General features: G+C 69.5%; 10 protein-coding genes. 1 reads left to right on the top strand and 9 read right to left on the bottom strand.

The genetic code is table 11. The annotated features are described in order from the left end of the window. Positions 1 to 9 precede the first annotated feature (9 nt). Positions 10 to 2,043 carry a hypothetical protein gene (locus tag FM105_RS08745; RefSeq protein WP_087007355.1) on the top strand — a complete coding sequence of 678 codons (2,034 nt, stop codon included), beginning with the start codon at positions 10 to 12 and terminating at the stop codon, positions 2,041 to 2,043. An 84-nt stretch (positions 2,044 to 2,127) separates the two neighbouring features. On the opposite strand, the gene secG is transcribed toward FM105_RS08745, so the two are convergent. The 9 genes from secG to uvrA are packed head-to-tail and all read right to left on the bottom strand — an operon-like array spanning position 2,128 to position 13,201. Next, a complete protein-coding gene (gene secG / locus FM105_RS08740; protein WP_087007353.1) occupies positions 2,128 to 2,370 on the bottom strand; it encodes a preprotein translocase subunit SecG in 243 nt (80 codons plus the stop codon). A 7-nt stretch (positions 2,371 to 2,377) separates the two neighbouring features. Then, the gene (tpiA, locus tag FM105_RS08735) at positions 2,378 to 3,196 is read right to left on the bottom strand and encodes a triose-phosphate isomerase (protein WP_087007351.1); all 819 of its coding nucleotides are present in this window, start codon (positions 3,194 to 3,196) and stop codon (positions 2,378 to 2,380) included. Positions 3,197 to 3,199: 3 nt separating this feature from the next. After that, positions 3,200 to 4,423: a phosphoglycerate kinase gene (locus FM105_RS08730; protein ID WP_087007349.1), complete on the bottom strand. Its 1,224-nt coding sequence runs from the start codon at positions 4,421 to 4,423 to the stop codon at positions 3,200 to 3,202. A 37-nt stretch (positions 4,424 to 4,460) separates the two neighbouring features. Further along, positions 4,461 to 5,465 (bottom strand): type I glyceraldehyde-3-phosphate dehydrogenase, encoded by a 1,005-nt coding sequence (gene gap / locus FM105_RS08725; protein WP_087007347.1) that lies wholly within the window; start codon positions 5,463 to 5,465, stop codon positions 4,461 to 4,463. A gap of 14 nt (positions 5,466 to 5,479) precedes the next feature. Continuing rightward, on the bottom strand, positions 5,480 to 6,463 hold the full coding sequence (gene whiA, locus FM105_RS08720; protein WP_087007345.1) for a DNA-binding protein WhiA: 984 nt from the start codon (positions 6,461 to 6,463) through the stop codon (positions 5,480 to 5,482). 31 nt (positions 6,464 to 6,494) lie between these two features. Then, positions 6,495 to 7,559, bottom strand: coding sequence for a gluconeogenesis factor YvcK family protein (locus FM105_RS08715; protein ID WP_087007343.1), 1,065 nt, complete (start codon positions 7,557 to 7,559; stop codon positions 6,495 to 6,497). Positions 7,560 to 7,565: 6 nt separating this feature from the next. Beyond that, positions 7,566 to 8,459, bottom strand: coding sequence for an RNase adapter RapZ (gene rapZ, locus FM105_RS08710; protein ID WP_087007341.1), 894 nt, complete (start codon positions 8,457 to 8,459; stop codon positions 7,566 to 7,568). Next, on the bottom strand, positions 8,449 to 10,329 hold the full coding sequence (gene uvrC / locus FM105_RS08705; RefSeq protein WP_218777930.1) for an excinuclease ABC subunit UvrC: 1,881 nt from the start codon (positions 10,327 to 10,329) through the stop codon (positions 8,449 to 8,451). Before uvrC ends, rapZ begins: the two co-directional genes overlap by 11 nt. Next, a complete protein-coding gene (uvrA, locus tag FM105_RS08700) occupies positions 10,316 to 13,201 on the bottom strand; it encodes an excinuclease ABC subunit UvrA (RefSeq protein WP_218777931.1) in 2,886 nt (961 codons plus the stop codon). Before uvrA ends, uvrC begins: the two co-directional genes overlap by 14 nt. Positions 13,202 to 13,227 lie beyond the last annotated feature (26 nt).

The raw sequence follows: 13,227 nt of genomic DNA, 5'->3' as shown, positions 1-13,227 counted from the left end.
GGAGCAGCGATGACCACAGACATCGGATTCCCGGCCCCCGACGTGTTCGAGGCGGAGCTGACCCGCATGGTGGACCTGCGCCTCGCCTCCCGCATCGCGCAGCGCGATGCGACGGTCTGGGGCCCGGAGGCCGCAGAGCTCGCCGCGACGCGTCTGGGCTGGACCGACCTGCACACGCGCGCCGCCGGACTCATCGAGCAGATCGACACCCTGCGCGCCGAGCTCGCTGAGGACGGCGTCGACCGCATCATCCTCGCGGGGATGGGCGGTTCGTCCCTGGGCGCAGAAGTCATCGCACGAGCACACGATGCGGACCTGGTCGTCCTCGACAGCACGGACCCGCTGGCCATCTCCGCGCTCAGCGATGGCGGGGACCTCGAGCGGTCGGCCATGGTCGTCGCCACGAAGTCCGGCACGACGATCGAGACGGTCTGCGCGGCCTCGGCGTTCGCCCAGGCCCTGCTGGCCGCGGGCATCGAGCCCCGCGGCCGACTGATCGCGGTGACGGACCCCGACACCCCCATGGCCGAGCAGGCGCTGGAGGAGGGATGGCGCCGCGTCTTCCTCACGGATCCCAGCGTCGGGGGACGCTACAGCGCACTCGCCGCGTTCGGGCTGGTCCCCGCCGGGCTCGCAGGAGCGGACGTCCAGCAGGTCGTCGACGAGGCCGCCGCGGTCGCAGACGCAGTGCGCACGGACGATCCGGACAATCCTGCTCTGCGCATCGGTGCGCTGCTGACGGCCGCGCACGCTCGCGGCGTGCGCACCCTGGCGATGGCCGCGACCGACGATTCCCTCGCCGGGCTCCCGGGCTGGCTCGAGCAGCTGATCGCTGAGTCGTCCGGCAAGGACGGGGTGGGCATGCTTCCCGTCGCGTGCGGATCCGTGGAAGCGCCCGGCTTCGAGGACGCGCACGCGGCCACCGCGCTCGGGTACCTCGGACCGGCGATCGGGACGCATCAGCCGATCTCCGGTGTGGCCGTCTCCTACGAGGCCCCGCTGGGCTCTCAGCTGCTGGTGTGGGAGACCGCGACCGCGCTGCTGTGCGCGGGCATCGGCGTCGATCCCTTCAACCAGCCGGATGTGGAGGATGCCAAGGAGCGTGCACGCGCCCTGCTGCAGTCCGATGCGTCAGCGCAGGACGACGACGAGGCCGCACCGACCCTCGTCGATGGTCCCGTCATCGTCCGGGCGCTGGAGAGCGCACCGGTGTCCGCCGGTGAGGACGCCCCGGGGCGCACAGCGACGGACTCCGATGCAGACGAACCTGCGGGTGCCGGCGATGCCGGGCAGTCTCTCGCCTCGACCGTCGCCGGCCTCTTCCCGTCCCCGGACGACGAGGACGGCTACCTCGCCGTGCAGGCGTTCCTGAGTGCCGAGCACGATGAGGCCGCGGCCTCGCTGCGCGAACTGCTCGCCCGGAAGTCGGGTGGAACCGTCACCTTCGGATGGGGGCCTCGGTACCTCCACTCGACGGGCCAGTTCCACAAAGGCGGGCGTCCTGATGGGACGTTCCTCTTCATCTCCGCTGATCCTGACTCCGGACCGACGGTCGACGTGCCCGAGGCCGGCTTCGACTTCGCCCGACTGCAGACCGCTCAGGCCGACGGCGATGCGCAGGTGCTCGCGGACCTCGGCCGCCGCGTCGTCCATCTGACGCTCACGGACCGCCAGGCCGGCGTGGCGCATCTGCTCGCCGCGATCGAATCGCTGCCCGATGCGGCACCGCGCCGGCCCGAGGACGAGGTCGCTGCGGCCGAAGAGCCCTCGGAAGCCGGAGACGAAGGAGCGGATCCCGTCGACACGGTGGACGCGGCCGACGACGTGGACGCCGTCGATGAAGCGGACGCCGCCGATGAAGCAGACGCCATCGATGAAGCAGACGCCATCGATGAGGCTGATCCGGTCGGCGAGGTCGACAGCATCGCTGAACCGGACGCCCATGCTGAATCGGACGCCCCCGTCGAATCGGAGGTCTCAGCGGAGACGGACGAAGCAGCGGACACCGTCACGGGAACCGATACGGACGAGCGCGCCCGCTGACGCTGCTCCGCAGATGACGACGTCTCTGCAGACGACGAAGGCCCGGAGGAGAATTCCTCCGGGCCTTCCGTGTGCGGTGCTGGTTCAGGTGAAGCGGACGACGACGCCGAGAAGGATGATGCTCGCCACCCAGACGATCGCCACCAGCGTGGTGAACCGATTGAGGTTCCGCTCTGCGACACCCGACGAACCGAGCGACGAGCTCATACCGCCGCCGAACATGTCCGACATGCCTCCGCCCTTCCCCTTGTGCATGAGGATGAGAAGGATCAGGAAGGCACTGGTGAGGGTGAGGAGCGCGATCAGCGTCCAGTTGAGGATCTCCATAATGACCTCAGTCTACTCGGTGTACTGCGGCGATGAGGTCAGCGAATCCCGTCGGGTCGAGACTAGCTCCCCCGACGAGTGCTCCGTCGACGTCGTCGGCTGACACGATCGCGGCGGCGTTGTCCGTCTTGACGCTGCCGCCGTACAGGATTCGTGTCGAATCGCCGCATGTCGTACCGTGCGTCTCGACGACGCGCGCGCGGATGGCAGCGGCCATCTCCTGCGCCTCGGCCGGGCCGGCGGTCTCTCCCGTGCCGATGGCCCACACGGGTTCGTAGGCGATGACGAGTCCTGCCAGGTCATCTGCCGAGGAGCCGTCGAGTGCGGCATCCACCTGTGCCAGGACGTGGCTGATGTGGTCCCCGGCCCGGCGCACGTCGAGCGCTTCGCCCACGCAGAGGATGGGAGTCAGGCCGTGCCGCAGGGCTGCGGTGAGCTTCGCGCGCACCTGCGCGTCGTCCTCGGCGTGGTGCTCCCGCCGTTCGCTGTGCCCGACGAGGGCGTACTGGCAGCCGAGTCGTGTGAGGAACGCACCGGAGACGTCTCCGGTGTACGCGCCCGCGTCGTGCTGTGAGAGGTCCTGGGAGCCGTAGGCCAGATCCATCTTCTCGCCCTGCACCAGGGTCTGGACGGAGCGGATGTCCGTGAAGGGGGGCAGCAGCGCGACGTCGATGGCGCTGAGATCCACCTTCGCGTCCCGCAGTGCCCAGGCGAGCTTCTGCACGAGTGTCAGTGCCTCGAAGTGGTCGAGGTTCATCTTCCAGTTCCCCGCGATGAGCGGAGTGCGCTGCGCCTGTGCCTGCGCTGGTGTCTGTGCCTGTGCCATGAGTCATCCCTCCAGGACGTCGAGGCCGGGGAGGGTGCGCCCCTCGAGGAATTCGAGCGAGGCGCCCCCGCCGGTCGAGATGTGTCCGAAGTCAACGTCTGCGAAGCCGAGTGCGCGGACCGCGGCGGCGGAATCGCCGCCGCCGACCACGGTCAGCCTGCCGTCCGCGCGACCGCCGTGTGCGCTCGTGAGTGCTTCAGCCACCGCCTTCGTGCCTGCGGCGAACGCGGGGAACTCGAAGACGCCCATGGGGCCGTTCCAGAACACCGTCTGCGCGGAACGGATCCGCTCCGCATAGGCGGCGGCCGCGCGCGGTCCGATGTCCAGTCCGAGTGCGGCCGCTCCGGCGGGCGTCGATTCGAGCGCGTCGACCTCGACCGTCCAGTGGTCCGCGTCGCGGTCGAACGAGGCCGCCATGACGATGTCCTGGGGCAGGAGGATCTCCACGCCCTTCTCCGCGGCCTTGGCCAGGTATCCCCGCACCGTGTCGAGCTGGTCCTCCTCCACGAGACTCGCCCCGATCGCATGGCCCTGCGCCTTGAGGAACGTGAACACCATCCCGCCGCCGATCGCGAGCAGGTCGGCACGGTCCAGCAGGCTGTCGATCACGCCCAGCTTGTCCGAGACCTTCGATCCGCCCAGCACCACGGCATACGGGCGGGCCGGGTCCTCCAGCAGCCTGCGTGAGACCTCCACCTCAGCGGCCACGAGTCCGCCCGCGTAGGCCGGGACGAGGCGCGCCACATCGAAGACGCTCGCCTGCTTGCGGTGGACTACGCCGAACCCATCCGACACGAAGAGATCCGCGAACTGTGCGAGCTGCCGGGCGAACGCTCCGCGCTCCGCATCGTCCTTCGCCGTCTCCCCCGCGTTGAACCGCAGGTTCTCCAGCAGGACGACGTCGCCGTCGGCGAGTGCATCCACAGCAGCCCGGGCCGACTCCCCCACCGTGTCCGACGCGAAGGCGACGGGCCGTCCGATCTCCTCGGCCAGGGCCTCGGCGACGGGAGCGAGCGTCAGCTCGGCCACCGGTGCGCCCTTCGGCCTTCCCAGGTGGGCGACGACGATCACGCGGGCCCCGGCCTCGGCGAGCGAGCGGATGGTCGGGGCCGACGCCGTGATCCGACCGCGGTCCGCGATGGCGCCGTCCGCCAGGGGGACGTTGAGGTCGCTGCGCACGAGCACGCGCCGGCTCGCGACGTCGACGGAGGGAGTGAGGGTCAGCATGGGGTTCCTTTCGGGCTGGACACGGGCCTGGACGGCCTCAGGAGAGCTCTGTGCCGATGTACGCGGCGAGGTCGAGCAGACGGTGCGAGTAGCCCCATTCGTTGTCGTACCAGGCGATCACCTTGATCTGGTCGCCCACCTGCTCCGTGAGCAGGCCGTCGACGACCGCCGAGTGGTCGTCCATGACGATGTCGGAGGAGACGATGGGGTCCTCGGTGTAGGCCAGGATCCCGGCGAGCTCGCCTGCCGCGGCGTCGCGCAGCAGCGCGTTCACCTCGGCGACATCGGTCGCCCGTTCCGGGGTGAAGACGAGGTCCACGAGCGAGCCTGTCGGGACCGGCACGCGGACGGCGATGCCGCTGAGGCGTCCGTCGAGCTCCGGCAGGACCCGGCCCACCGCGGCGGCGGCGCCGGTCGTGGTCGGGACGACATTGACCGCAGCGGCCCGCGCACGGCGGGGGTCCTTGTGGTTGCCGTCGACCAGCCGCTGGTCGCCCGTGTACGCGTGCACCGTGGTCATGAGGCCCGACCGGATGCCGACGCCCTCATGCAGTACCTTCGCGACCGGTGCGAGGCAGTTCGTCGTGCACGAGGCGTTCGAGATGATCGTGTGCTGGGCCGGGTCGAAGTCCGTGTGGTTGACGCCCATCACGAACATCCCGTCGATCCCCTTGCCGGGCGAGGAGAGGATGACGGACTTCGCGCCCGCCTCCAGGTGGCCCCGGGCCTGATCAGCGGTCTTGAAGCGACCGGTCGCCTCGATGACGACGTCGACGCCGTATTCGGCCCACGGGATGTCTGCGGGGACGGAGTGGTCCGTCGCGCGGATGCTGCGGCCGTCGACGATGAGGGAGCTGTCGTCGTGCGTCACCTCCGCGCCGATCCGGCCCCAGACGGAGTCGTACTTCAGCAGGTGGGCGAGTGATCCGTTGTCGGTGAGATCGTTCACCGCGACGACGTCGACGCCGTCCGCGGCCAGTGACTGGCGCAGGAAGGACCGTCCGATGCGTCCGAAGCCGTTGATGCCGATGCGAGTGGTCATGGGTGGAGCTCCTCTCATTCCTCTTCGAGCATCTCCGATGTGAGGTGCGCGTCCGTGCCGGGGATGCCTATCTCCTCCGCCCGCTTGTCCGCGGTCGCGAGGAGTCGTCGGATGCGACCGGCGACCGCGTCCTTCGTCATGACGGGATCCGCGAGCTGGCCGAGCTCCTCGAGAGAAGCCTGCTTGTGGGTGAGCCGCAGCGTCCCCGCATAGCGGAGGTGCTCTGCCACGTCGTCGCCGAGGATCTCCAGCGCCCGTTCGACGCGCGCCCCGGCGGCCACCGCGGCGCGTGCCGACCGGCGCAGGTTCGCATCGTCGAAGTTCGCCAGGCGGTTCGCGGTCGCCCGCACCTCGCGGCGCATGCGGCGCTCCTCCCAGACCAGCACAGCATCGTGGGCACCCATCCGGGTCAGCAGTGCCGCGATCGCGTCGCCGTCGCGGATGACGACGCGATCGGTGCCGCGCACCTCGCGCGCCTTCGCCGTGATGGAGAGGCGACGAGCGGCTCCCACCAGTGCGAGCGCCGCCTCCGGACCGGGGCAGGTGATCTCCAGTGCCGCAGAGCGACCCGGTTCCGTGAGGGATCCGTGCGCGAGGAAGGCGCCCCGCCACGCGGCCTCGCAGTCGGCCACCGCGCCGTTGACGATGGTCGACGGGAGTCCGCGCACGGGGCGGCCCCGGGCGTCGAGCAGGCCCGCCTGCCGCGCGAGTGCGGCGCCGTTGGCGGTCACGCGGACCATGTACCTGCTCCCCCGCCGCAGGCCGCTGCCCGTGATCGCGATGATCTCCGATGCGTGCCCGAAGAGATCGTGGATCTCCCCGCGGAGTCGCCGAGCGGCGGCGGCGGTGTCCAGCTCCGCCTCGATGAGGATGGATCCGCCCGACAGGTGCAGGGCCCCGGCGAACCTGAGCATCGCCGACACCTCCGCCTTCCGGGCGGACACCCGCATCACATCGAACCGAGCGACCTCGTCCTTGACCTGCGCGGTCAGTGCCATGGGCACTCCGCCTCCTTCGTTCTGTCGTCCGTCACCACTGCTCCTCCGCGAGCAGCCCGGAGTCCAGCAGCATGTCACGGTAGCAGGCCGCCAGCTTGAGGCTGTCGTGCTGGCGGGGCCGCCGTGAGGTGAGCGGATGGGTGCGCACCGTCGCCCCGAAAAGCGACGCGGCGATGTCGACGAGCGCGGGCTCGCCCGCCGCGGCCACCGCATCGACGAGGACGTAGTCGAGTCTGAGCTCCGGTGCATGGTTGTGCAGGGACTGCAGGTGATCGACCAGGGACAGATCCGCCGTCTCCCCCGGTGCGGCACCCAGATTCAGCGTGAGCGTGCGCAGCGCGTCCGATTCGCAGATCGCCCGGGCCAGATCCGGCACCAGGAGGTGCGGCATAACCGATGTGTACCACGAGCCGGGCCCCAGGTTGAGGACGTCGGCCTGCTGGACGGCCGCGATCGTCTCGCTGCGGGCCGGCGGGGAGCCGGGGTCCAGTCGCACCTCGGTCACTCTGCCGGGCGTCGCCGCCAGGACGGACTGACCGCGGATGACCGTCGTCGGTTCGTTCGGAGCGGACTGGACGTCCGCCTCGATCGTCAGCGGCAGCGACGACATGGGCAGGACCCTGCCGTGGGCGCGCAGCAGTCGGGCGATCCAGTCGAGTCCGACCACATGGTCGTCGTGGATCTGCCACAGCGCCGCGATGAGGAGGTTCCCCACAGCATGCCCCTCGAGAGAACCGGCAGACGTGAAGCGGTGCTGGATCACGTCGCGCCAGACGCGTCCCCACTCCCCGTCGTCGCAGAGCGCCGCGAGCGCCATCCGCAGATCTCCCGGCGGCAGACCGCCCAGTTCACTGCGGAGCCGGCCCGATGACCCGCCGTCGTCTGCGACCGTCACCACCGCGGTGAGGTTCTCCGTGATGAGGCGGAAGGCGCGCAGCGCCGCGTAGAGGCCGTGACCGCCGCCGAAGCTCACGATGCGCGGCTCGTCCCTGCGCCCGTGCTCGTCGTGCTTGCGGCCGAAGACGCCGCCCAGCAGCAGCGGCAGCTCTTCGGTACTGGGGGCCCGCCCCATGTCAGGTGCTCCGTGTGCGCTCATGATCCCTCACTCACTGCCGAGGTCCCGATGCCGGACCGAGACCCGCACGCCCGTCGCCTGGCGCAGGCGGCGGGCGAGCTCTTCTGACATCGCGACGGAGCGGTGCTTGCCGCCCGTGCAGCCCAGTGCGACGGTCGCGAAGGCACGTCCCTCGTCCAGGTACCCGGCGACCGCGGTCGCCAGCGCGCGGGTGTAGTCATCGAGGAATGCGGAGGCGTTCGGCTTCTGGAAGACGTAGTCCGCCACTTCCGAATCCGTGCCGTTGAACGGGCGCAGGTGCGGGACCCAGTGGGGGTTCGGCAGGAACCGCACGTCCGCCACATGGTCCGCGTCCTTCGGGATCCCGTACTTGAAACCGAAGCTCAGGACGGTGATGCGCAGCGCGTCGCCGCCGTTGTCGGCGAAGGCGCTGCGCACCTCGCGGCCCAGTTCGTGGATGTTGAGGTCGGAGGTGTCGATGACGACGTCGGCGCGGTGGCGCAGGTTCTCCAGCACCGCGCGCTCTGCGGAGATCCCGTCGAGCAGCGTGCCCTCGCCCTGGATGGGATGAGGGCGCCGGACGGATTCGTACCGCCGCACCAGCATGTCGTCGCCGGCGTCGAGGAAGAGGACCCGCAGGGCGACGCCCTGGTGCAGGTATTCGTCGACGGCCGTCGACAGGTCCGTCCGCTGCGTGCCGCGTCCGCGGATGTCCGTGACGATCGCGACCTTGGGCAGCGCCCCTTCGGCACGACCGACGAGTTCGAGCAGCGCAGGGATCATCTGGGCCGGAAGGTTGTCGACCACGAACCAGTCGAGGTCCTCGAGGACGCGTGCGGCCGTCGTCTTGCCTGCGCCGGACATCCCGGTCACGAGGACGACTTCGGGTTGGTGCCCCCGAGCGGCGGTGTCAGCTGTCATCCTGTGCAGCCCCTTCCTTCAGTCCTTCGTGAATCGTAGCCGCCAGAGCTGCGCCGACGCCGTCCGCCTCCTGGAGGTCCTCGACCGAGGCCTTGCGGATCCGTGCGACGGACCCGAACTGCTTGAGCAGGGCCTTCCGCCGCGCGGGCCCCAGCCCGGGGATCGCGTCGAGTGCAGAGGCCTTCGCCGTCGCGGCGCGCTTCTTCCGATGGTAGGAGATCGCGAAGCGATGCGCCTCGTCGCGGATCCGCTGCAGCAGGTAGAGCCCCTCCGAGCTGCGGGCGAACACAGTCGGGTAGTCATCGCCCGGCAGCCACACCTCCTCGAGCCTCTTCGCGAGGCCCGCCACCGCGATGCCCGCGAGTCCCAGATCGTCCAGCGCCCTGCGGGCCGCGGACACCTGGGGCGGTCCTCCATCGACCAGCAGCAGGGACGGACGGTATCCGAAGCGCTCATCCGGTTCGTCGGAGGCCAGACTCTCGAGATACCGGGAGAAGCGACGGGACACGACGTCGTACATCGCAGAGGTGTCATCGCGAGCGGCCTCGCCGCGCACGGAGAAGTGCCGGTAGTCGCGCTTCTTCGGCAGGCCGTCCTCGAAGACGATCAGGGAGCCGACGACGTCCTGTCCCTGCGTGTGGGAGTTGTCGATGCACTCGATCCGCAGCGGCGGTTCGTCGAGGCCGAGCACGTCGTGGATCTCCCGCAGCGCCTCGCTGCGGGTCGTGAGGTCCGACGCCCTCCGGGTGCGGTGCAGCACCAGCGACTGCTCGGCGTTCTGCCTGACCGTGTCGAGCAGCGCCTTCTTCTCTCCCCGCTCCGGGACCCGCAGCGTCACGCGACCGCCGCCGCGCCGTTCGCGCAGCCACTCCTCCATCGCGGCCTGATCGTCGGGACCGACGTCGACGAGCACTTCGGGGGGAACCGCCTGGGGGTCGACCTCGCCGTAGGCCTGGCGGAGGTAGTCGGAGGTGAGTTCCCCGCGGGTCGTGCCCTCGAGGCGTTCGACGATCCAGCCGCGCTCACCGCGGATCCGGCCGCCGCGCACGTGGAACACCTGGACGGCCGCTTCGAGCTCGTCCAGATGGAGGGCGAAGATGTCGCAGTCCACATTCATGGACAGGACGACGGCGTTCTTCGCCAGCACCGTCTCCAGCGCCTGGATCTGGTCCCGCAGCCGTGCCGCCTGCTCGTAGTCGAGGTCCGCGGCCGCAGCCGCCATCTCCTTCTTCCGGGACGAGATCATCGTGCCCGTCGAACCGGACATGAAGTCGGTGATCCCGCGGATCAGGTCGCGGTGCTCGTCTTCGCTCACCCGGCCGACGCAGGGGGCCGAGCACTTCCCGATGTAGCCCAGCAGGCAGGGCCTGCCGCTGCGCTCCGCGCGCTTGAAGACGCCCGAGGTGCACGTGCGGACCGGGAACACGCGCAGCAGCTGATCGAGGGATTCGCGGATCGCCCAGGCCTGGCCGAAGGGGCCGAAGTAGGTGACGCCCTTCCTGCGTTTTCCCCGTGTCACGTAGACCCGCGGGACACGGTCCTGGGTCGTGATCGCCAGATAGGGGTACGACTTGTCGTCGCGGAACATGACGTTGAACCGCGGGGAGAACTCGCGGATCCACGTCCATTCGAGCTGGAGGGCCTCGACCTCCGTCGTGACGACCGTCCATTCGACCGACGACGCGGAATGGACCATGCGGAACGTGCGCGGGTGCAGTCCGGCCGGATCCGCGAAGTACGAGTTCAGGCGCTGCCGGAGGTTCTTCGCCTTCCCGACGTAGAGGACCCGTCGGTCCTCGTCGCGGAAGCGGTAGACCCCCGCCTGTGTCGGGATCTCCCCCGACGCGGGCCGGTACTCACTGGGGTCCACCGACGCTCCTCCTGCGCAGCAGCTCCGCGATGTACTGGCCCGTGTGGCTGTCCGCCTGCTGCGCGACCTGCTCCGGCGTGCCCTCAGCGACCACGCTGCCGCCGCCGCGGCCGCCCTCCGGACCCATGTCGATGACATGGTCCGCCGATCCGATGACGTCGAGGTTGTGCTCGATGACGAGGACCGTGTTGCCCTTGTCCACGAGACCCTGGAGCACGGCCAGCAGCCGGGAGATGTCCTCGAAGTGGAGGCCGGTCGTCGGCTCGTCGAGGACGTAGACGGTGCGCCCGCGGGTGCGCTTCTGCAGTTCGGAGGCCAGCTTGACGCGCTGCGCCTCACCGCCGGACAGCGTCGTCGCCGGCTGTCCGAGGCGCACGTAGCCGAGCCCCACCTCCACGAGGGTCCGCAGATGGCGGGAGATCGCCGGAACCGCCTCGAAGAACTCCGCGGCCTCGTCGATCGGCATGTCGAGGACCTCTGCGATCGACCTGCCCTTGAACGTGGCTTCGAGGGTCTCCCGGTTGTAGCGGGCCCCTTCGCAGACCTCGCACGGGACGTAGACGTCCGGCAGGAAGTTCATCTCGATCTTGATCGTGCCGTCGCCCTTGCAGTTCTCGCAGCGGCCGCCCTTCACGTTGAAGGAGAACCGGCCCGGCTGGTAGCCGCGGACACGGGAGACCTCTGTCTCGGAGAAGAGCCTGCGGACATGGTCGAACACCCCGGTGTAGGTGGCGGGGTTGGACCGCGGTGTGCGTCCGATCGGCGACTGGTCGACGTGGATGACCTTGTCCAGGTTCTCCAGACCCGTGATCCGCTTGTGTCGACCGGGCACCCGGCGAGCCTTGTTGAGCCTGTTCGCGAGCTCCGTGTAGAGGATGTCGTTGACCAGGGTGGACTTGCCCGATCCGGACACGCCGGTGATGGCGGTGAATACGCCCAGCGGGAAGTCGACCGTCACGTCCTTGAGGTTGTTCTCCCGGGCCCGTTCCACGGTGACGACACGATCCGGGTCCACGGGGCGCCGCGCCGCCGGAAGCGGGATGAATGAGCGGCCGGAGAGGTAGTCGCCGGTGATGGACCGCGGCGCGTCGACGATGCCCGCGACCGGTCCCGAGTACACGATCTCGCCGCCGTGCTCACCGGCGCGCGGACCGATGTCGACCATCCAGTCCGCGGATTCGATCGTCTCCTCGTCGTGCTCGACGACGATGAGGGTGTTCCCGAGGTCGCGCAGCTTCGCGAGCGTCCCGATGAGGCGACGGTTGTCCCTCTGGTGCAGACCGATGCTGGGTTCGTCGAGGACGTAGAGGACCCCCACGAGCCCCGATCCGATCTGCGTCGCGAGCCGGATCCGCTGCGCTTCGCCGCCGGACAGGGTGCCGGCGGTCCGGTCGAGGCTCAGGTAGTCCAGGCCCACATCGAGCAGGAACCGGAGGCGAGCACTGATCTCCTTCATGACCTGCGCCGCGATCGCGGCGTCGCGCTCCGACAGGGTGAGCCCGTCGAGGAACACGGCCGCCTCATCGATGGGCAGGGCGGAGACCTGTGCGATCGAGCGGTCGCCCACCGTCACCGCGAGCACCTCCGGCCGCAGCCGCGCGCCTGCGCACACGGCGCACGGGATCTCCCGCATGTACGCCTCATAGCGTTCGCGCGAGGCATCCGATTCCGTCTCCTCGTGCTTGCGGAGGATGTACTGGAAGACGCCCTCGAAGCCCGTCGAGTACTTGCGCTCCCGGCCGAACCGGTTCCGGTACCGGACCTGGACCTTGTAGTCCTTCCCCTCGAGCAGAGCGGTGCGGGCGGATGAGGGCAGGTCCTTCCAGGGAGTCGTCATGTCGAAGCCCAGCTCATCGCCGAGCCCCTTGACGATCCGCAGGAAGTACTGCGCCGTCGTCTTGCCGGTGGCCCACGGGGCGATCGCGCCCTCTGTGAGCGAGAGGTCCTCGTCCGGGATGACGAGCGATTCGTCGACGCTCAGCTTGGTGCCGATCCCGTCGCATGCCGGGCAGGCGCCGAACGGAGAGTTGAACGAGAAGGTGCGCGGTTCGATCTCGTCGAGGACCAGGGGGTGGTCGTTGGGGCACCGGAGGTTCTCCGAATAGGTGCGCACTGTGCCTTCGTCGACGAGGTCGACGTCGATCCGACCCTCCGAGAGGGCCAGGCCCGTCTCCACGGAGTCGGCCAGCCGCTGCCGGATGCCATCGCGGACGACGATGCGGTCGACGATCACGGAGATCGAGTGCTTGTACTGCTTCTTCAGCTCCGGCGGGTCGTCCAGGCGGATCTGCTCCCCGTCGACCATCGCCCGCGAGTACCCCTGGGCCAGGAGCTTCGGGAAGAGGTCCTTGAACTCGCCCTTCCGGTCGCGGACGAGCGGTGCGAGCACCACCAGCTTGGTGCGCTCGGGCAGTTCGAGGAGGCGGTCGACGATCTGCTGGGGGCTCTGCTTCTCGATCACCTCCCCGCAGGTCGGGCAGTGCGGGACGCCGATGCGCGCCCAGAGGAGACGGAGGAAGTCATGGACCTCCGTGATCGTGCCGACGGTCGAGCGCGGATTCTTCGATGTCGACTTCTGATCGATCGAGACCGCCGGGGACAGCCCCTCGATGAAGTCGACGTCCGGCTTGTCGACCTGCCCCAGGAACTGCCGCGCGTAGGCGGACAGGGATTCGACGTACCTGCGCTGGCCCTCCGCGAAGATCGTGTCGAACGCCAGGGACGACTTGCCGGAACCGCTCAGCCCGGTGAACACCACCATCGAGTCGCGCGGGATGGTGACCGACGCGTCCTTGAGGTTGTGGGCACGAGCGCCCTCGACGCGGATGACCGGGGCATCGTCGTCGAGGGACGACGTGTGCGCCGGGGCCACGGTGGTCTTCTTCACGGAGTTCTGCG

The sequence above is a fragment of the Brevibacterium yomogidense genome, from assembly GCF_900163715.1.
Lineage (GTDB): Bacteria > Actinomycetota > Actinomycetes > Actinomycetales > Brevibacteriaceae > Brevibacterium > Brevibacterium yomogidense_A.
The sequence above is the reverse complement of the archived record's forward strand: the minus strand, read 5'-3'. Positions and strand labels throughout refer to the sequence as shown.